Origin of the sequence: Fibrobacter sp. (assembly GCF_017545445.1) — a bacterium.
In the GTDB taxonomy this organism is placed as follows: domain Bacteria; phylum Fibrobacterota; class Fibrobacteria; order Fibrobacterales; family Fibrobacteraceae; genus Fibrobacter.
Window position 1 is genome coordinate 49,885 of sequence record NZ_JAFWOM010000038.1, and the last position, 20,170, is coordinate 70,054.

13 protein-coding genes are annotated in these 20,170 nt (G+C 48.8%); 9 read left to right on the forward strand and 4 right to left on the reverse strand.

Features of this window, described 5'->3' with window-relative positions; translation table 11 throughout:
* Positions 1-66: 66 nt before the first annotated feature.
* Complete coding sequence (locus tag IKG78_RS04710; protein WP_290940085.1) at positions 67-2,157, reverse strand: carbohydrate-binding domain-containing protein; 2,091 nt, start codon at positions 2,155-2,157, stop codon at positions 67-69.
* Between the two features lie 225 nt (positions 2,158-2,382).
* On the opposite strand from IKG78_RS04710, the gene IKG78_RS04715 reads away from it, so the two are divergent.
* From IKG78_RS04715 to IKG78_RS04730, 4 genes are all read left to right on the forward strand, one after another.
* On the forward strand, positions 2,383-3,966 hold the full coding sequence (locus IKG78_RS04715) for a hypothetical protein (RefSeq protein WP_290940087.1): 1,584 nt from the start codon (positions 2,383-2,385) through the stop codon (positions 3,964-3,966).
* Between the two features lie 245 nt (positions 3,967-4,211).
* On the forward strand, positions 4,212-5,501 hold the full coding sequence (locus IKG78_RS04720; RefSeq protein WP_290940089.1) for a U32 family peptidase C-terminal domain-containing protein: 1,290 nt from the start codon (positions 4,212-4,214) through the stop codon (positions 5,499-5,501).
* 28 nt (positions 5,502-5,529) lie between these two features.
* Positions 5,530-6,000, forward strand: coding sequence for a hypothetical protein (locus IKG78_RS04725; protein ID WP_290940090.1), 471 nt, complete (start codon positions 5,530-5,532; stop codon positions 5,998-6,000).
* A 38-nt stretch (positions 6,001-6,038) separates the two neighbouring features.
* Positions 6,039-6,635 (forward strand): ribonuclease H family protein, encoded by a 597-nt coding sequence (locus IKG78_RS04730; RefSeq protein WP_290940092.1) that lies wholly within the window; start codon positions 6,039-6,041, stop codon positions 6,633-6,635.
* A 63-nt stretch (positions 6,636-6,698) separates the two neighbouring features.
* On the opposite strand, the gene IKG78_RS04735 is transcribed toward IKG78_RS04730, so the two are convergent.
* On the reverse strand, positions 6,699-7,733 hold the full coding sequence (locus IKG78_RS04735; protein WP_290940095.1) for an agmatine deiminase family protein: 1,035 nt from the start codon (positions 7,731-7,733) through the stop codon (positions 6,699-6,701).
* A gap of 198 nt (positions 7,734-7,931) precedes the next feature.
* Positions 7,932-8,795 (reverse strand): carbon-nitrogen hydrolase, encoded by an 864-nt coding sequence (locus IKG78_RS04740; protein WP_290940098.1) that lies wholly within the window; start codon positions 8,793-8,795, stop codon positions 7,932-7,934.
* 158 nt (positions 8,796-8,953) lie between these two features.
* Between IKG78_RS04740 and IKG78_RS04745 the strand changes: the two genes are divergently transcribed.
* The 3 genes from IKG78_RS04745 (at position 8,954) to IKG78_RS04755 (ending at position 12,279) form a co-directional block, all read left to right on the forward strand.
* A complete protein-coding gene (locus IKG78_RS04745; RefSeq protein ID WP_290940101.1) occupies positions 8,954-9,955 on the forward strand; it encodes a peptidylprolyl isomerase in 1,002 nt (333 codons plus the stop codon).
* Positions 9,956-10,082: 127 nt separating this feature from the next.
* Positions 10,083-11,187 (forward strand): peptide chain release factor 2 gene (prfB, locus tag IKG78_RS04750; protein ID WP_290940104.1). Its coding sequence is split into 2 segments (ribosomal slippage): positions 10,083-10,151 and positions 10,153-11,187, totalling 1,104 coding nucleotides; the frame shifts between segments, so codons are not numbered across the junction.
* Between the two features lie 168 nt (positions 11,188-11,355).
* Entirely contained in the window at positions 11,356-12,279 is a 924-nt protein-coding gene (locus IKG78_RS04755) for a hypothetical protein (RefSeq protein WP_290940108.1), read from the forward strand.
* Between the two features lie 287 nt (positions 12,280-12,566).
* Here IKG78_RS04755 and glgC read toward each other — a convergent pair whose 3' ends face one another.
* Entirely contained in the window at positions 12,567-13,817 is a 1,251-nt protein-coding gene (gene glgC / locus IKG78_RS04760; RefSeq protein ID WP_290940111.1) for a glucose-1-phosphate adenylyltransferase, read from the reverse strand.
* A 487-nt stretch (positions 13,818-14,304) separates the two neighbouring features.
* Between glgC and IKG78_RS04765 the strand changes: the two genes are divergently transcribed.
* Both IKG78_RS04765 and IKG78_RS04770 read left to right on the forward strand, forming a co-directional pair.
* Positions 14,305-15,885: an arylsulfotransferase family protein gene (locus IKG78_RS04765; protein WP_290940114.1), complete on the forward strand. Its 1,581-nt coding sequence runs from the start codon at positions 14,305-14,307 to the stop codon at positions 15,883-15,885.
* A 13-nt stretch (positions 15,886-15,898) separates the two neighbouring features.
* On the forward strand, positions 15,899-20,170 hold a 4,272-nt coding region (locus tag IKG78_RS04770; protein WP_290940118.1), incomplete at its 3' end, for a carbohydrate-binding domain-containing protein.

The window sequence follows — 20,170 nt, forward strand, 5'->3', positions numbered from 1 at the left end:
CGAGTAAAAATGCTCGCCTTTTTTCTTTCGTATTTCGTCTGTAGGGCCGACGGCCCGTTCTTTCGTCTATTTCGTATAAACGCATCTATCTGCGCTGTCGCCGAAGCAGGTCTTGTTCATGCCGCTCACGCTGTTCACGACACCCGGCTGGCCCACGCTCGAAACCATCTTGCTTCCGGAGAAACTTGGCTTGAATGCGATTTCGGAAGTGCCGTAGTAGTTGTCGGCGGTGAAGCTCACGCTGTACTGCTTGCCTTCTTCGGAATTGTTCGTGCCAAATCCGAGCAACTTCGCGTTTCCAGAAATATTTGTCGTTCCGTCGGAATCGACCATGCCGCCCATGCCGCCGTTCATGCGGCATTCCACGACGATGACGCCGCCAGAAATTTCAATGCCGCCGTTGCTGTCGATGCCATCCGTGTCGCCCGTGCCCACGTAAATGTAGTGATAACCGCCGGTGACCTTGAGGTTGCCCGTGCTTCCTCCGCCGGGACCGAAACCGCCGCCGGGGAATCCACCGCCAGGGCCGCCGCGACCCGTATTGCCGCTATTGTTATTGCCAGTCGTTGTCGTTGTGCCGCCAGCCGCATTCCAGCCGTCGTCTGTGGTGATGACGCTCGTGATGCCGCCTTCAAAATTCATGTCGGGCGATTCCATGCCTTCGTAAGCCATAGTGACGCTCACATTTGCATTGTCCTTGACGTAAAGGGCCTTATCCGCATGGACTCCGTCATCGTCCGTCTTGACGGTCACTTTGCCACCGCTGAGCGTGACTGTGCCGCCGCTGTGGATGCCGTCGTCGCGGCTGTTGATTTCGATAACGCCATCGCTTATGACAATGCTAGAATCGCTTTTGACGCCTTTCATGCTGGAATCGGGTGCACAGGAATTGCCGCCGCCCATGCCGAATCCACCCATGCCTCCGCGACCGCCATTGCCGCCGCCGGTGCTTTGCCCGAGGCATTTTTGGCCACCGCCGGTCGTGATTTTTAACGTCGGTGATTTAACGACGCTGTTGTCTGCGTCTTTGCTGTCGCCTTTGGCGATCGTCACGGCATTATTTGCGGAGAGGCCGTCAAATGCAGACGTGATGGTGATTTCGCCACCCGTGATTTCGATGGAACCCTTACCGCTTGCCAAATCAGTCGCGTCTTCGGTATCGCTCTTGATGCCGTCGCCTTCGCTGGTGATGTTGATTGTGCCGCCGCTAATCGCCACGGATTCCTTGCCTTTGAGGCCGTTGTTCTTTGCCGTTACCGTGATGATGCCGTTCTTGACTCTCAAATCGTTGCTGGTATGGATGCCGTTATTGTAGTTTGCTTTCACGATAAGCGTGCCTTCGCCCTTGATGGTGAGGTCGTCTTTCGCGTAGATGCAAGCGCCGGTCGTATCGGTTTTGGCTTGCCCAGCGTCATTCGTGTAAGAGTGCGTTTTCGTTCTTGTCGCTGCATCCGTGAAGGTATTTGTCGTTCCGTTCTTGGCAACGACGAACGTCTTGTTCGATTTCTGGATGTAAATCGGAGCATCTACCGTGTTGGTGAGCGTAAGGCCTTTCATGTTCAAATAAACGGTCGTGTCCGTCTTTGCGGTAGCGACGAAAATCTGGGCGTCGCTTCCGCTGTAAGAACCGCTAAAGTCGTATTCGCCGCCGCAAGTGATTTTTACGGTGCCGCCTTCGACCGTGACGCAATTGCCGCCGTTCGTGACGGTTGCACCGCTTGATGCGTATGCTATAACGGGACGGTCTCCCGAATTTTCGTTAATTTGATCGGCCTTGTCACTTGAAGAACTTTGGACGCTTGGTTGGGCCGTACTGCTAGAAGATACCGTTATATTGGGCGTAGTCGCACTGCTGGAATTTACGGAGGGAATGCTGCTTGAAGAGGCTACGACAGTTCCGCTATTGGACTGTGCGACGCTTGTACTGCTAGTTGCCGACGGCGTTCCTGTTGGCGTTCCATTTTCCGAATCGCTTGAAATGATTTCACCGAAGCCATCGTCTGCTGCCGATGAAGATACTCCCGTTTCCGTAGAAGAAAGGTAAGCGTTGTCAGAAAATTCGCTTACGGCTGAAGTGGAATCCGAACAGCTCGCGAATAAAGCTAGAGAGGCTGCCGTAAAGCCCATTGTAAATAAATTCTTGTTATCCATTGACATAAATATCTCCCATTCAACAATATTACCATAAATGTATTTTTTGCCATTGAGAAAAAACATGTCAATAAACTGACAATGAATATTTTGGAAAAAATAAGTGGAACCATAAGTTCCGTATGGGGCGAAATATGCCAAAAAATGGTTTCTCAGCGTGTTCGCCTTAATCCCTTACAACTTCTATCATAGGTAATTGAAAGGGCTTCGTAAAAAAGTTAAATTTAGACAATGGATTTTAGAAAATTTTATTCTGTTTTGTCCGTCTTGCTTTTGACTGGGGTGGGCGAGTCTTGGGCTGTATCGCCGGTAATTGAGCCGGAGCATTCCCGTAATTTGCGGACTTTGGAAACCGCTCCGATGCTGTTTGAATATCACCGCCAGACGACAGGAGCAGAACGCCAGTACTTTACCTATCCGCGTAGGGATACGACATTCCGCAAGAATTTTACGAAGACAGAAGGCAATGCGCTTTTGTATTTTGATAGTGAGCGTGGGGCAGGTGTTCTTGGCAACGGAATGAAACTGGATTGCAAGGAGGGCGATTCCGCTTGCGTTGCAAAGGCTTTAGCTCTTGAAAATGCGATTCCGCGTGTTGCCATTGCGACAAGCATTGTCGGTGGCATTGATTACCGCGGCGGCAAAACGCTTGGCGATACGATTTGGCCGGGAATTGACGGGGGTCTTTATTTGCGAGGCTTTATTGATTCCGTTGATTTCGTTTTGGATGCCCGCATTTACAGCGAAGGTCATTCGGCCAAGAATCCGAAGTCTTTTGACCGCGAATTTTTGGAAGTGCAGCACGAAGAAGACAATTCTGGCGTCGAATATACTAGTTACGCCCGTTACCGCACGCATTTCGCTTTTAACTACGATTGGTTGCGCTTGGACTTTGGCCGCGACGTGATGCACTGGGGGCCAGGTTATTACAACAACTTGACCTTGAACCAGTTTGCAATTCCGTACAACATGCTCAGCTTGGATTTGATGATTGGCCCTCTCCGCGTGATGAGCTTTTATGCGGATTTGCGGATTTTTAACAGCATGAGCTTGTCGAACAAGGACAATACGCGAAACCTCTTCGGCCATCGTTACGAACTGGCCGTGGGGAATGCGACGTTTGGTATTAGCGAACTTACGGTTCTTTACGACGATATGAAACCTTGGCTGTTTGTTCCGACGGCCCCTTTGTTCATGGAAAAAGGAAATTACTCGGAAAACAGCAACAATGGTTCTATTTCTTTTGATTTCAACTATCGTTTGTTCAACGCAGTGCGTCTTTATACGGAATTCTTTTTGGATGACATGGAATCTCCGATTAGTTTAGCCCGAAATGACAATATCGAAGCTAAGTGGGCCTGGATGGCGGGTTTCCAAGCGGGGCATGATTTTTATTACAAGGACCACAAGATTGAAATGGGAACGATTTTTGAATATGCACGCGTAGAACCTTATGTTTATACTCATTTTAAGAAGAATACCGCTCAGATTGCGCATTTGGGGTATCCGCTCGGAAATCAAGGTGGACCGAATAGCAGGACGATTGACTGGAGCATTTTTGCTCGCTTGGATGGACAAATTTTTGCGTCTCTTCGTCAGACTTGGTTTTGGAAAGGGACGGATTACGGCAGCGCTGTGAACGATACAACTCCGAATGGCCATCTTAGACTTCATAAAAAATTCCTTGATGGGGCCAAATTGCAATATTCACTTACGCCTGCAATTAGCTACGAAGGACGACGTTTTTCATTCATGGGAGAGATTACATTAATTGATGACCGCAAAGCCTATATTCGAGCAGGATTTAAATTTTAGACGAAAGAACGGCTCTGCGAGCCTATAGACGAGAGACGAAAGATAGGTTTTAGGTAACAGGTGACAGGTATTAGGAGAGAAAAATTGCGGCTGAGCCATCTTATAATGGACGCGAGAAACGCGTGATAATTGTCCTAATCCCTAACCCCTAACTCCTAACCACTGTTTACTAACCACTAACCACTGTCTACTTCCTACTTCCTACTTCCTACTAATTACAAACCCTTAACCACTAGCCACTATTTATGACCAAACCAGAATTACTTGCACCTGCGGGTGATCTTGTACGAATGAAATATGCGTTTGCTTATGGTGCGGACGCAGTCTATGCGGGGCAGCCTGCTTTTTCGCTGCGTGCCCGTGAAAACGGCTTCAAAAATTTGGATGACCTTGCCGAAGGCATTGCGTATGCTCATGAACATGGTAAAAAGTTTTATCTTACAAGTAACGTAATTCCTCGCAATGTGAAAGTCGAATCGTTCCAGAAAGCCTTGAATGCTGCGCTCGAACTCAAACCGGATGCACTCATCGTTGCTGATCCTGGCTTTGTGGGATGGCTCCTCAAGGAACACCCGGAAACAGAAGTGCATTTGTCTGTACAAGCGAATACGACGAATTACCTTGCGGCTTCGTTCTGGAAAAATCTAGGAGTCCGTCGCATTATTTTGAGTCGTGAACTTAGATTGTCTGAAATTTTAGAGATAAAGAAACAAGTACCCGAACTGGAACTGGAAGTGTTTGTCCATGGTGCTGTTTGCATGGCGATGTCTGGCCGCTGCATGCTTTCGAACTGGGTCACGCACCGCGATGCCAATCAGGGAGCTTGCGATAACAGCTGCCGTATGCCGTACCGGTTGTATGCAAATTCCGGTCCGCAGGTCGAGGACTACCGCGAACATGAAGGCTCGTTTACGTTGCAACGCACCGACCGTCCGGAACTCGATCCGATTGCGCTTGATGAAGATACGTGGGGGACGTACTTCATGAGCAGCCGCGACCTCTGCGCTTTGGATGTGATTCCAGAACTTGTGGCTGGTGGGCTTGATTCCTTCAAGATTGAAGGCCGTACGCGATCCGTGTATTACTTGAGCCAAGTCGTCCGCGCTTACCGCATGGCGATTGACGCTGTTGCCGCAGGCAATCCGGTGCCCGAAGAAAGCCGTCGTGCAATCCGCTTTGTCGATGGGCGAGGCTTTATGCCGGGATTCTTGCGTGGTCCGTTGCCGCAGAATTACGAAGCGACGCATGTGGATGCCGAAGGCGGCTGTGTGGCTGCTCAGGTCAAGGATTTCGATGCTTCGACAGGGGCATGCCTTGTGAACGTCAAAAATCCGTTCTCCATGGACGATACGTTGGAGCTCATGACGCCCGACGGAATGGTGCCGTGCGAGGTCGAAGAATTGCTTGATTTTCGCGGTGCAGCTGCCGATCGCTTGAATCCGGGGACCGAAGGACGCGTTTTCTTTGGAAAAAATACCCTAAATAGCGGAAAAATGGCCAAATTTGGCTTCCTTGTGAAGCATTCCAAGCCATAACGACGAATTAAAAAAATACATTTGAAATATGGCCGTTGATGAGGCAACAAAAAAACAGGACGAGTTAGAACTTTATCAAATTGATGATAAGGCTATCGTTCCGTTCTTTCAAAAACATCTGGAAGAGTTGCGTCAGTTCATTCATGAGCACCGTAATGATAGACTTAGTTTGTTGGTGCTCTTGAAGCAATTTATTCGTACCTACCGCATGCCGTTCAACATGCAACGTTACATGGAAGTCCAGAGGACTTTTATTCAACGTTCCTTGCACGATAAAATTCAAGACCGCCAGCAAGCGGTAAGCCATTGGATTCAAGAATTTGCCGGTCGCCATCGCAATCGCATGATCCAGCTTCAATGCTTGTATCTGGACCGCGTTAAAGATCGATTGCTCCCGGAAATCGAAAAAATGCTTGCAAATCGGATTGACCAACTGCAAGAAAAACTTGATGAAAATTCCGACGCTAAAAAAGACGAAAAAAAAGACGATAATCTGTAATGGACTCCAAAAGCCCAAGATTATATTAAATTTGCGCCATGCCTAAACAAAAATTCTATGCCGTAAAAAGCGATAATGAAAAGAAAATCGTGACCACATGGGCTGAATGCGAAAAATTGACCCATGGTGTTAAAGGTGTTTTATTCAAATCCTTTGGGTCCCGCGAAGAAGCTCAAGCGTGGCTTGATGGGATGGAAGCTCCTGCCCCTGATGGAATCCGTGTGTTTGTCGATGGTTCCTTTTCGCCGGGTTTTGCACGTTCGGGCTGGGCGTTTGTTGTTACTGATAACGACAAGGAAATTGCGCGTGGTTCGGGAATTACCGCATTCGAAGCCGAAAGCCGCAATATTGATGGCGAAGTGATGGCCTCCTTCCAGGCGATGCGTTGGCTTGATGCTCACGACATGAATGGGGTCATTTGTCATGACTACGAGGGGATTGCACGTTGGGCAAAAGGCGAGTGGCAAGCCAAAAGCAATATCGCGCAGATGTATGTCAAGGCGGCAAAGCCTTATCTCCACCGGGTCCAGTTCGAAAAAGTCGCCGCCCACACAGGCGTCAAATGGAATGAACTTGTAGATAAACTAGCAAAAGAAGCCATCGCGAAAGCTAGGAAAGTAGACAGTAGGAAGTAGGCGGTAGGAAGTTTTTTAGTAGCATTCTCTTCTAACTTCCTACTTCCTACTGCCTACTAACCACTATTCTGATTCGTGTTTGCTCATGCAGTGGAGGCTTCCGCCTTCTTCGATGACGGTGTGGCAATCGATGCCGATGACTTTACGGTCTGGATACACGCTTTCGAAATAAGCTTTTGCCTTGGCATCGTTTGGACTCTTGTATTTCGGGAAGATGAGTCCGCCGTTGACGTAGATGTAGTTCATGTACGATGCCGGTAGAATTTGTCCGTCATCGAGCACGCGTTGCGGCGGTAACGGAAGTGTATCGACTTGGGCGCTTTCGTAGTGTCTTTTAAGCCAATTTTCGATAATGTATTTTGCTTCGCTTAAAATCGGTGCATTAGGGGATTTCTTATTTTCCGTCATACACATGACAACCTTATCCTTAGCGACAAAACGGGCGACATTGTCGATGTGACCGTCCGTATGGTCTCCGTGCAAACCGTGTGGCAGCACTAGCAAATCTTTAAGTCCGAATGCTTTGCAGAGTGCTTTTACAACCTTTTTTAAATCTTTTGAATCATTGCGGTTCTTGCCGACGAGGCAATCTTCGGTTGTGATTCCAAGACCGTCACCGTTGACTTCGATAGCACCGCCTTCAAAAATGTAAGGAACGCTTGTGGTAAGCGGGCACTTTGTTTTTTCAGCGATTTTCTGTGGAATGGCGTTGTCCAATCCCCATGGCGGGAACTTTGCGCCCCAAGCATTAAAGCATGTTTCAGCGATAATTTTTTGCGGGCCGTTCTTTGTGCTTTTTTGAAGGAAAAACGGACCGTAGTCGCGAATCCAAATATCGTTTGTTTTCATGACGATAAAGTTCGCTGGAAACGGGCGATCTGCTAGGGCTGATTTTTCTTCATCCGTCAAGAAATTCTTGCCGGGGAGAAGTACGTTCACTGGCTGAAACTGCGTAATGTTGCGGATTAGTTCTACATAGAACCAGCGAATTTTTTCGCCGCGTTCGCCATACCAGTTCTTTTTATTGTGCGGAAATGCAAGCCACGTAGCGCTCTGCTTTTCCCATTCCGCCGGATAACGAATAGAATTTTTCGTCATGGATTAAATTCCTTTTTTATTTGCTTAGAGACTTGTCATCCTGGAGCGTAGCGACGGGATCCATAAATATTTCCGTTTCATGTATGGATTCCCTCCTGCGCTACGCTTAGTCGAGAATGACAGGCCTTTAGGAATGCTTTGCTCATTTCTCAATGCGTAGCGTGCCCAAAGTGCCAAAGGCACGACCCCATAGCTTAATTAGTCTGCCCAAATTTTTAAAATGTCCTTGTACAAATCGACTCGTCTGTCGCGGAAATGCGGCCACCAGCGGCGATTTTCTTCGGTTTCGGCGAGGTCGAGTTCGACATAGCTTGCACCCAAGAATTCCGGATCGCACTTTTGCAAAATGTATCCGTCCGGTGCGGCGGCAAAGCTTGTTCCCCAGAACGTGAGGTGACCTTCGACGCCCGAGCGGTTTGCCGCGATGACAAACGTTCTGTTAGCAATCGCATGTCCGCGCATGACCGTCATCCAGCTGTCTTGCTGACGCGGGTAGATTTCCTTGGGTTCGCTGTCCATCCAGCCGATAGCGGTGGGGTAGATGAGAACATCTGCGCCCTTCAGGCTCATGATGCGGGCGGCTTCGGGGAACCACTGGTCCCAGCAAATGAGCACGCCGAGCGTACCTGCGCTAGTTTTGATGGGCTCAAAGCCGGTGTCGCCTGGAATAAAGTAATACTTTTCGTAAAAAGCCGGATCATCGGGGATGTGGCTCTTGCGGTAAAGCCCTGCGATGCTGCCGTCACGTTCAAAGACGAACGCCGAGTTGTGATAGATGCCGCGGGCTCGCTTTTCAAAGAACGGAAACACGACAACGGCGTTCAGTTCCTTGGCAATAGTCTGCCACTCGGTGACTATCGGATGGTCCTTTTCGATGGCGAGGTCAAAAAAGTCCGCGTTTTCCTCGAACGGAAAATATGGAGTGTGGAACAACTCCGGGAGAACCAAAAGGTCAATTTCCTTGCCCTTGAGTTTGAGGGCTTCGTCCTTGTACCACTTGTTATTGGACTCGAAATCCCCGGTCCACTTGCCTTGCAACGTATATACTTTAATCTTCTTCATGTGCAATAATTTAGAAAAATCAAGCCCTAACTGCATTTTTTTGTAAGAAGATTGTTTTGTTTGCGTAAAATCACATGAAGAAGGTGTTTGCTTGTTTCAAGTTTTCTATATTAACCCTTGAAATTTAAAACCCTTGAATTTTTATAAAAGGATAAATAATGTCTCTTAAACTTATTTCTCGTGGTGCAGCTGCTGTGCTTCTTACAGCAGGAATTGCCTCTGCTCAATTGTTGAATACGAAAAGTATGGATGTCATCCGCGTCGAAAAGACCGGTATTTCTGCGGGTAAAATTGATAGTCTTGCAACGATGCTCGGCGCTCAGCAGGCTCCGGGTCAGAAGTTGACGGATGAAATGATGGCTCAACTGCGCTATGCGGTTGTTGATAATTTGGTGGGGCAGGAACTTATCAAGCTCGAAGCCAAGAAGATGGGCATCAAGGTTTCTGCATCGAAGGTCGATAGCTTGACGACGCTTTTCAAGAAGCAGTTCCCGAGCGAAGAAGCTTTCCAGAAAGAACTCAAGAAGTCCAACACGACGATGAAGCAGTTCAAGGAAAAAATCGAAGACCAGCTCAAGAGCGAAGTCATCATTGAAAAGAAGGTTCCGTATCCTGATGCTCCGAGTGAAGAAGATCTCAAGGCTTTCTGGCAGCTCCACAAGAGCGAAGCCGCCATCAACGATACGATTAGCGGTGCTCGCATCTTTATTTCCACTAAGGGCAAGAGCGCTCAAGAAGTCAGCGATGCCAAGGACATGTTGAAGGGTCTTGCGGCTCAGGTTCGTTCCAAGAAGGCTACATTTGCCCAGCTCGCCGCTATGTACAGCGATGACAAGGAAGCCAAGAAGACGGGTGGCATCATGAACAAGTTTGTTGCCAAGTCCAAGAGCGCCGCTTTCGCGAAGGCTGTGGGCAAGCTCAAGGTCGGCGACATTTCCGAAGTTATCGTCGAAAATGATGGCGTTTCTATCTTCATGCTTACCGAAAAGAACGACGGTAAGTTCGAAAGCTACAGACACCAGATTGATTACATCCTCCGTGTGAAAGTCGAACAGGATCGTCAGAAAAAGCTCAAGGCTTACCTCGACGAACTTGGCAAGACTTACAAGGTCCAGTACCTCGACAAGAAGTACGAACCGCCTCAGGCAATCGGAAAATAGGTATTAGGTAATAGGGTTTAGGTTTTAGGCCCTATAATCGCGGCACCGCCGCACTGTGTCATGCCCGACTTGATCGGGCATCTCCTTTATTTAGCACTAACCACTAACCACCAACCACTGACTACTTATGTTCAACACTACACATACCGGGCTTATCGAATTGCGTAGCCGCATTGATAAACTCTGGGGGTATCTTTGACTTAGAGACAAAGACCGAAGAACTCTACGTTCTTGAAAAGGATTCCAGCGACCCGAACCTGTGGAACGATCAGGACAAGGCGCAAGCAATGATGAAAAAGATTGGGAACCTCAAGGGACTTATCGACTCTTGGAAAGAGGTTTCACAAACGTGCGACGACCTCGCGGAACTTTACGAGATGTCCAAGGACGAGGAATCGGCAGACCTCACGGCGACGCTTGAATCTGACATTGCGGATCTCAGGAACCGCGTGGAAAAGATGGAATTCAAGAAGATGCTGAACGGGCCGGACGATGCCTGCGCATGCCTTATGTCCATCCATCCGGGTGCCGGCGGCACGGAGTCGCAAGACTGGGCGCTGATGCTCTTCCGTATGTACACGCATTTCTTTGAACGCGAAAACATGGACTTCAAGGTGGTGGATTTCCAAGAAGCCGAAGACGCTGGCCTCAAGAGTGCAACCATCGAAGTCACTTGCGAAAACGCTTATGGCCTTTTGCGTTCTGAAATTGGCGTTCACCGCTTGGTGCGCATTAGCCCGTTCGATGCCAACGCCCGCCGCCATACGAGCTTTACGGCAGTTTATCTGTACCCCGAACATGAAGATATCGAGTTTGACCTCGACATGTCCGAAGTTCGCGTCGATACTTACCGCAGTAGCGGTGCCGGCGGTCAGTACATCAACAAGACGGATTCCGCAGTACGTATGACGCACTTGCCGACAGGCATTATGGCAAGCTGCCAGACGGAACGCAGCCAAATCCAGAACCGCGAAACCTGCTATAAAATGCTCAAGACCATGGTTGCGGAACACTACCGCTTGGAAGAAGAAGCGAAGCGCGATGCCCGCATGGCCGAGAAAAAGAAGGTCGAATGGGGGAGCCAGATCCGCAGTTACGTTTTGCAGCCGTACCAGATGGTAAAGGACCTCCGCACTGGTGTGGAAACGTCGGATACCGCAGGCGTGCTCGATGGAAAAATCCGCCCGTTCATCGACGCTTATCTGCTAAGCACAAGCGAAGCTGCAAAGTAGGCGAGCGAACTTTCTCGATAAAATCTATCAATCGACCTCGGCTTTTTGCCGGGGCCGTTTTTTCATGTTGTGATATATCCCACAGAAAAATAAGCTTTTGTAGGTTACTGTTTTTCTAGCAAGCCATTAAAAGATATATTTATCGTAACATTTTCAAGGAGTAAAATCATGAATTTCAAAAAATTGGCTGTGGGGCTTGCTTTGTCGGCTGCGTTTGGCTTTGTTGCTTGTGGCGATGACGATGAATCCTCTCCGGTGGGTCCCAGCAATGATCCGGCTGTGTCCAGTTCTTCAGTAAAAGCATCGGGTGAATCCGATAAGAGTTCGGACAGCAAGTCTTCTGTAAATAGCTCGGATAGTAAATCTTCTACGAAGAGTTCGGATAGCAAATCTTCGACTAAGAGTTCCGACAGTAAATCTTCTGTTAAGAGCTCCGATAGTAAAACATCTGCAAAGAGCTCTGATAGCAATGCCTCTGCCAAGAGTTCTGGCAGTGTCACCGGTTTTGACTTCGGTGACCTTGGACAAGAATGCTCCAAAGAAGGCGACAAAAAAGACGGCCAAATGATGGGGATGACGGTCAAGCTCATTTGCGAAGATGGCGCTTGGTCTGTCGATTCGACTGCCATGAAAGAAGGTCTTAAATGCACTTCCGAAGGTGCTACCAAAGATACGACCATGATGGGCATGACCATGACTTTGGTTTGCTCGGGGGGCGAATGGGTTTCTGACAATTCTTGCCGTAAAGAAGGAGAGACCAAGGAAACGGAATTCATGGGTATGAAAACGACCTTGGTTTGCAAGGATGGCGAGTGGACGTATGATGCGACCTCTCAAGCCGAAGATAACAAGTGCGACAAGGAAGGTGACACGAAAGTCGAAAGCGTAATGGGCATTTCAATGCCTTACATTTGTCAGGATGGCGAATGGACATACGATGCCAAAGCTCAGGCTGAAAGCAACAAGTGCAGCAAGGAAGGCGAAACGAAGACTGAATCGTTTATGGGCTATGAAATGAAATACGTTTGCACTGAAGGCGAATGGGTCATGGATGTGTCCGCATTCGGCAGTGGCGACGTCTCAGTTGACTAAACCCTTGATGATATAAAAACAAGGAACTCCAGTCAAATGGCTGGAGTTCTTTATTATATAAGATTGTTGGGTGGCTTGTTTATGAGCTCCTGCAAGCCATCGCCCGCGACTCTTGCCTAAGCGTTGCGCTCTTCGAGCGCAATCTTCGTCGGCTCGGTCATAGAAAAATAGCGTAGCGCAAGCATTTTTCTGCGACGCTCGCCTTGCTACGCGTTGCGCTTTTCAAGCGCAATCTTCGTCGGCTCGGAAATGGGAACAAACAAGTTTGTTCCCGCTTCTCTCGCCTCCTACGCTTTTATAATCGTGTCCTTGGCGAGAACTACAATGCCGGATTCTGTGACGTGGAAGAGTTGCTTGTCGCGTTCCAGGTCGTAACCAATCTGGAAACCGGCAGGAATGTGCAAGCCTTTTTCGACAATGGCACGGCGGACTTTAGCACCCGGGCCAATCGTCACGTTCGGGAAGAGGATGGATTCTTCGACGAGGGCGTCTTTTTGGATGGTCACGCCCGGCGAAAGGATGCTCTTCACGACCGTACCGCCACCGATGATGCAACCGGCAGACACGATGGAATCGACTGCGGCGCCTTGATGTGCATCGTTGTCTCCAGCGAAGAAACGTGCAGGCGGCTGGTTCCAGTTGAACGTACGGATCGGCCAGTAGTTGTTGTACAAGTCGAACGGCGGATTTTCGGAGCAAAGGTCCATGTTCGCTTCGAAGAATGCATCGAGCGTTCCCACGTCGCGCCAGTAACCCTTGGTCGAGGCTTTTTCGCCACGCACGATGTTCGTGTTGAAGTCATAGACATAGACTGGGTATTCCTTGTACAAGCGCGGGATAATGTGCTTGCCGAAGTCAGTTGCGCCGTCGTTTGCACCCTTCAGGAGTTCGCGCACGAGGAACTTGCTCGTGAAGAGGTAGTTACCCATGCTCGCAAGGCACCAACCCGGACGGTTCGGCATTTCCTTCGGTTCCTTCGGCTTTTCTTCGAAACCAATCATGCGGTTGTCCGCGTCAATTTCGATAATGCCAAATTCGCGGGCTTCTTCGACCGGAACCGGAATGGCCGCAATCGTGAGGAGAGCCGCACGGCTCAAGTGGAAATCAATCATCTGGTTGATGTCCATCTTGTAAATGTGGTCGCCACCGAAAATCGCCACGAGGTCCGGGCGTTCGTCGGTAATCAAGTTGATGTTCTGGAAAATGGCATCGGCTGTACCGCGATACCATTCGTCGCCGGTGCGCATCTGGGCGGGCACCAAGTCAACGTACTGGTCGAGACTAGCGTTCAAGTTCCAAGCGGCAGAAATGTGCTTGTTCAAGGAATCGCTCTTGAACTGCGTCAAGACCTTGATTTTGAAAATGCCGGAATTGATGAAGTTGTTGAGGACGAAGTCAATGATGCGGTATGTTCCGCCAAAGTGGACGGCAGGTTTTGCTCGGTCGCGGGTGAGGGGCTGCAAGCGGCTCCCTTGTCCGCCGGCCATGATCATGCAAAGGATGTTTTTTTGATGTTCTCTAGAGTAAGACCAGCTCATGGATTTCTCTCTATATATTCATTATTGTACTTTTTGCCCATAATTTACCTTTTTTTTTCTAAAAAATGCAGAAAAAACGATTTTTCGTTAAAAAAAATTTATTTTAGCACGGTTTTCGTCGGGTTTAACGTGGTTTCCGCAGTTGTTTAGCGCAGCTCTCACAGTTGTTTAGTGCGGCTCTTGCCGAGGCTGGAGTTGAAACGAGCCGAATCTTGGCTAAGCAAGGGTCGTTTTTGCTAAAAGGGGCCGTTTTTGCTAAAAAATGATACCAAAATGACCAAAAATCGCAATTTGGTATCAAAAAAACGCAAAAAAGGGCTTAAATGTCAAAAGGAAACCTAAAAATGGGTATCCAAAAGGCTCGTTTGCTCCAAAAAGAGAAATATTTCCATCGCTCAACTCCAGCTAGGGCAAAATTTTTATTGACTTTGTTGTCAACAATTAATAATTTTAGAATAATTAAATAATTTCGTGAGAGTAAATGACCATGGTACGACTCGCTAGCCGCCTTCGTCTTGCCCGCAACGGGCTTTCTCTCCTTGTTCTTTTGGCTTTGGTTTTGCTTTTGGCGTGCCAAAGCGGCAGCGAGCAGAAAAAGAATGATTCTAGCCAGGGGGCTGCCCAGCCGCCATTAAAGTTCTCCGTGAACGGTGTGGGGTATTCGAGGGCGTTGAAGTCGGCGGCGGCGGATTCCGCGAATCAGGCGGCGGATTCGGCAAAGTTGGGTTCGGCAAATCAGGCGGCGGACACGCTTGACCTGTTGACGCTCTCGACGGAGTTCAATGCCCAGATTGTCGTGCATAACTACAAGGATTTCGACTCCCTAGCGGTCGATGGAGTCGCTTTGAAAGACAGCATGGCGAGCGTTCCTGTTTCAAGAATCGCCAAAGACGCGTTTTTGACGCTCTCGTGGAAGCGTGGCGGTTCTCGCGGTTCTTTGTTTTTGCGGACGCTCCACAAACTTGTGCCGAACATGACGGTAACGCAAGATTTGTCGAAGGGGCCGATGTCGGCTGGCGATTTTTACCTTTCGTACGTTTATCTCCGCTTGATTCAGAAAATAGGCAACAACGGCCAATACTTGTTCTACCGTTTTGAACCGATGGTTGACACGAGCAAAAATTGCACGGGCTGGTGGGATTTCAAGAAGCACCATGGCGACGACGGAAAAATCTATTACAGCTACCACGAACCCGATTCGACTTACGCTTCTTGGCGTTTTAACGGATTCAATCCGGGCAAACGAGTCCTGCTGGATGAATCCTACAACAAGCTGAAGGAAATCCAGCTGGAGGCCGTGGATAGCATTCAAGAAGGCTACCCGGTAGATGGCCACGATTTTTATCTCTTCAACTCGGAACATTACATCCTCATGAGCTACATCGACCGCGTGGTCAACGTTAAGGATCGAGATACGGTTGCTTCGGCTTATATTCAGGAAGTGGATAGCGGAAAGGTCGTCTTTGACTGGTGGAGCGTTGACCACGATACGCTGTTCAGCATGCTCGATCCGGTTTTTGACACGACGGCAGGGAAGGACTACGTCCACATGAACTCCATCGACGTTTTGCCGGATAGCAATTTGCTGTGCTCGTTTAGGCATATCAGTTCCGTGCTGAAAATTCAACGCGATTCGGCGGGCAAGATTCTTTGGAGGCTTGACGGAACATCCTCTTCGAATGCGTTCCATGGGCAGCACTTTGCACGTTACCACGATGATGACGGTTCGATTACCTTGTTCAACAATGACAACGGCCCGAACAATACCCAGCTGCTCCGATTCAACATGGGCGACATGGACAAAGGCTCTGTCAAAAATAAAACTGTTTTGCGTAATGACGGCTACTTTGCCCAGGCTTGCGGAGCACTCACCTTTAGCGGAAAGAACGTGATTGCTGGCTGGGGAATCCCTGGCGACACAACCTCTTTCAGACGGCTTGTTGCGGAATACAATTCTACAGGCGGTTTGATTTTCAGCTTGGAACGGGACTCCGTGAAAGTTAGTGAAGAAAAAATATTTGGCGCAACCGCTTTCATGGCGACTTACCGCGCTGCAAAGTATGAATAAAGGAACGACTTCTATGAAAAACGATAATTTTACAAATAAAGTATTTGCAATTTTGCTGCTTGTTTTGGCTTTTGCGGTCGGGCAGAATGCGTGGGCGGAAGAATTTAAGGGAAGCGGTACAGAAAAAGCCCCTTACATTATCGCTACCAAGGCTGACTGGGACTTGCTTGCCTCGAAGTCTGCGGAAAATAGCTTTTCTGACAAATACTTCCGCCTCGATGCGGATATTGACGGTGTGACCACGATGGTGGGCGACAATAAAGATTTTCCCTTTAGCGGAAAAATCGATGGAAACGGCCATACGGTGACGCTTGATCTTAGCCGCACGGAAAATACGCCTGATGATTATAGCTCGGCTAATGAGCATTTGCAAGGCCTGGCTTTGGTACACTATGCTGGCGACGGACTTGAAATCAGCAACCTCACCGTTGATGGAACTATTAAAACGAATTGCAAGTTTACTGCCGGATTCATTTCTTACATTCTTGCCGGTGAAGCAGATGCAAGAAAAATCATTAAGATAACTAACAGCCGCAGCAATGTGGATATTATTTCCAATGTGGATGGCGATGGGACCAGTGCTGGCTTTGTAGGGCTTTCAAAAAATTACGTTGACATAACTTTCGAGAATTGTGTTTTTGATGGTTCGTTCAACGCCCCTAAAGCCAAGCAGTTATCTGGTTTTGTGGGTTATCAGCAAGCACGTGTTAAAACTGTCATCGAGAGAAGTCTTTTTGCTCCCCAATCGGTTGATATTGCGGCTGACGGCGGTAATCACTATACCTTCTGTCGCTATGCGAAACCTGGTACGGACGGCAAGATGGAGCTGAAAAACAGCTACTACACAACTGCCATAGGAATAGCTCAAGGCACTCCGCTTTATAAACTGACTCTCGGTGAAGGGCTTAAGGCAATCCGTGCCGACGCTGATACCATTGGCAATGGGGCGGCTGTATTTTATGGTACTGATGACAACAATGGCATTTCGATTGGCGGTGAAGAGTATTACAAGTCTGGTGCGACGGTCCATCTTGGCAGCTCTCAGGGACTCAATATTTCTAGTGTGATTTACACGCCGCAAGGCGGTTCTGCAGGGGTAGCGATTATTGATGCCGATGGCACTGCAAGCTTTGCAATGCCCAAATCTAATACTAACGTAATGGCTTTATACGGGCCTGTCGCTTACATCGACGAAAACGGTGTCGAACAGACTGTTACGGATTACACGGTGCTGACAAGCAATATGAGCTTGAGCGACTTCGTGAACGGGAGTTGGTTTGTTGTTGCCAGCAAACTCTCGCTCGAAATTCCTACGGCGTTCAGCGGCGATGCACACCTGATTTTGGCAGACGGAGCCGAGATGACGCTCAAGAAAAGCAGCGGAAATCTCCTTGTCGATAATGCGAACCTTTCGATTTACGGCCAAGATGCGGGTACAGGCAAGCTCACCATAGAAGTTTCAGCGAACGAAACAAACGTCGGCGGCTCTGTTGCGATTAACGGCGGCGTAGTCGAGGTCTCTTGCAAGAACGATGACGGTGTGTGTTCTGGTATAGCAGGGAACGTAACCCTCAACTGGACGCGAAATACGAACCGCGTCAAAGCCGATACTTACGGCAACAGCAATGTCACTGTCGCCGAAGGCAAGTTCTTTGTTGACGACGAAAACAAAGCTTATAGCGGTAAACTTTCGGAAGAACAAATCGCGTTTATTGCGGGTAAAGTTCTTAAGCCAACGATTCCAGTCAAGTACATTGATGCCGATGGTTCAGAACAGACCCTCTATGATTACACGGTGCTAACCGGCTGCCTCAATACTCTGGAAGAACCTAAAAAATGTGAAGAAACGAAACTCGCTTCTGGCCAGTGGTATGTTGTCGATGGCAACGTCCGCTATGAAGGCGAATTGTCAAGTGCTGGCAGCATCCACCTTGTCCTTAAGGATGGTGCAAAACTCACTGTTGATGATGACGTTTATGTGTCTGGTGAAGATGGTTTAACGGCAGAGATTAATATTTATGGACAGAGCGGCGGCATGGGAGAGCTTATCGCCAAAAGTCTTGCCGACTATTCTGGCAACATTATTTTCAATGGCGGCAAGGCTACAATCGATGAGGGCATTAAGGTTGCTGGTAAATACACTATGAATGGCGGCGAAGTTACCGCTAATTGTGCTATTGCTAAACAAGACGTTATGTTGCTCGGTTTTGGGATTGTTGGTAGTTTTATTACTATTAATGGAGGAATCCTCAATAGTACTTCATGTGTTAGTGATGATAGTGGTGGAAAATTGTTCGTGGCCATTGTAGGCGAAGCTGCTGTCGAAATTAATGGAGGAACAGTTAATCTGGCCGCTTCATCTTATGGTATTAGTGGCAGTTCGGTTTCAATCAATGGTGGAAATGTTTCTATTAAGAATGCCAAAAACGGTGTTTCTGGGGTGAATGTTTCTATTATGGGTGGCAATGTTGTTATGGATGGCAATGTTGATTCTTTTTCTGCTTTTCCAGGGGATGATGTGAATCCCATTACTCTTGGTTGGACGAACAGCACTGACAGTCTCAAAACTAGCGGTTTTGCTGGGCCGGTTACCATTGCCGAGGGCAAGTATTTCACAGACGGCGAGGGAAATGTCTATAGTGGCGAAATTGCATATAGCGATGAAAACGGCACGGTTCTCGACGGCAAGACGCTTAAGCCGTTTGTTTCATTTGTCACATTCGATGCCCAGAATGGCAGCGATCCTACTACAGTTGCGGCTTCTTATGCAAATGGCGATTGGTTTGTTGCTGCTCCAGCCGCTCCGATACGCAGCGGTTACAAGTTCCTTGGCTGGTTCACGTCGAAAGACGGCGACACGGAATTCGACTTTACCAAAGCGGTCACGGAGAACACGATTGTCTATGCCAAGTGGGGAGTCCCCTACATCGACGAAAAAGGCAAGCCGCAAATCCTTGAGCCAGGCGATTACACCGTGCTCACAAGCGATGTCGATGACTACATCGAAAACGGTGTCATCAACCTTAATGGCGGCTGGTACGTGGTGCAGGGCAACGTGAAATACGCAAGCCAGGTCTCGTTTAGCGGCGATGCGTATCTCATCCTCGCGGATGATGCAACACTGGAGATTGAAACTTGGAATGATTATGGAATCTATGCATCGAATAACCTGACAATTTACGGGCAGAGCGGGCAACGCGGAACTTTGAAAGCAGCCACTAGCGGCAGGTACGGCATCTACGGTAATAACGGAGTCACGATAAACGGCGGCACACTCACGGTCACTGGCAGCTACTACGGCATCTCCAGCGAAAAAGGCAATATCACGATAAGCGGCGGCACAGTCACGGCCACTGGCGACATAAACGGCATCGACAGCAGAGGTGGCAATATCACGATAAACGGCGGCAAGGTCATGGCCACAGGCACAAACGGTAACGGCATCCAAGGTTCTAAAGAAGTCGCGATAAACGGCGGCACAGTCACGGCCACGGGCAAATATGGCTGCATCTCCAGCGGTGGCGATATCACGATAAACGGCGGCAGCGTCATGGCCACTGGCACTAGCGAATATGGCTACGGCATCTACAGCAATTCTGGCGATATCACCCTCTCCTGGACTAACAGCACCGACTTCATCTATGCAAGCGGCTACTACAGCATAAATAGTGTCTACATCGCCGAGGGCAAGTCGTTCAAAGACGAGAAAGGCATCGTGTATAGCGGCAGGATCGACGATGTTTCCGATATCGACGGCAAGACGCTTGTGCCATCGTTTAACGGAAAATTCCTCTCCGACGTGAACATCACCGTCGCCGACATCCCCGTGCAGAAGTATGCTGACGGCAAGCCCGTCTGCCCCTCTGTCGTCGTGACCGACGGCAAGGACACGCTCACAGCCGGCACGGATTACACGGTCACATGCTTCAACAACACCGCAGTCACCTCCGCTACGCTCGACGAAGCCGCCATTGCGCAAATCACCGGCAAGGGCAATTACGCAGGTGCAATCCAGAAACGCTTCTTCATCTGGAACAACATCCGCGACTACGCCGCCGTGCAAGTGTTTGAAGATGCTGATGGAAATACTCATGCTGAAATCGACGGTGCTTACGACGGCACGGATGCAGTCGCAATCGACGAAGATGTTGAGGATGTCGCCGTCAAGTTCAACCGCGAATTTACGCCCAACAAAGGTTTTGCTACTATCATGTTGCCGTTCGACATCAATGCAACGAATCTGACTGGTGTGAAATCGATTATTAGATTTGCGGGCATTTTTGAA

Coding starts and splice junctions, on each gene's coding strand:
- glgC (WP_290940111.1), bottom strand. CDS start 13,817: ATGAGCTGGTCTTACTCTAGAGAACATCAAAAAAACATCCTTTGCATG.
- IKG78_RS04735 (WP_290940095.1), bottom strand. CDS start 7,733: ATGACGAAAAATTCTATTCGTTATCCGGCGGAATGGGAAAAGCAGAGC.
- IKG78_RS04755 (WP_290940108.1), top strand. CDS start 11,356: ATGAATTTCAAAAAATTGGCTGTGGGGCTTGCTTTGTCGGCTGCGTTT.
- IKG78_RS04715 (WP_290940087.1), top strand. CDS start 2,383: ATGGATTTTAGAAAATTTTATTCTGTTTTGTCCGTCTTGCTTTTGACT.
- IKG78_RS04720 (WP_290940089.1), top strand. CDS start 4,212: ATGACCAAACCAGAATTACTTGCACCTGCGGGTGATCTTGTACGAATG.
- IKG78_RS04765 (WP_290940114.1), top strand. CDS start 14,305: ATGGTACGACTCGCTAGCCGCCTTCGTCTTGCCCGCAACGGGCTTTCT.
- IKG78_RS04745 (WP_290940101.1), top strand. CDS start 8,954: ATGTCTCTTAAACTTATTTCTCGTGGTGCAGCTGCTGTGCTTCTTACA.
- IKG78_RS04725 (WP_290940090.1), top strand. CDS start 5,530: ATGGCCGTTGATGAGGCAACAAAAAAACAGGACGAGTTAGAACTTTAT.
- IKG78_RS04740 (WP_290940098.1), bottom strand. CDS start 8,795: ATGAAGAAGATTAAAGTATATACGTTGCAAGGCAAGTGGACCGGGGAT.
- IKG78_RS04710 (WP_290940085.1), bottom strand. CDS start 2,157: ATGTCAATGGATAACAAGAATTTATTTACAATGGGCTTTACGGCAGCC.
- IKG78_RS04730 (WP_290940092.1), top strand. CDS start 6,039: ATGCCTAAACAAAAATTCTATGCCGTAAAAAGCGATAATGAAAAGAAA.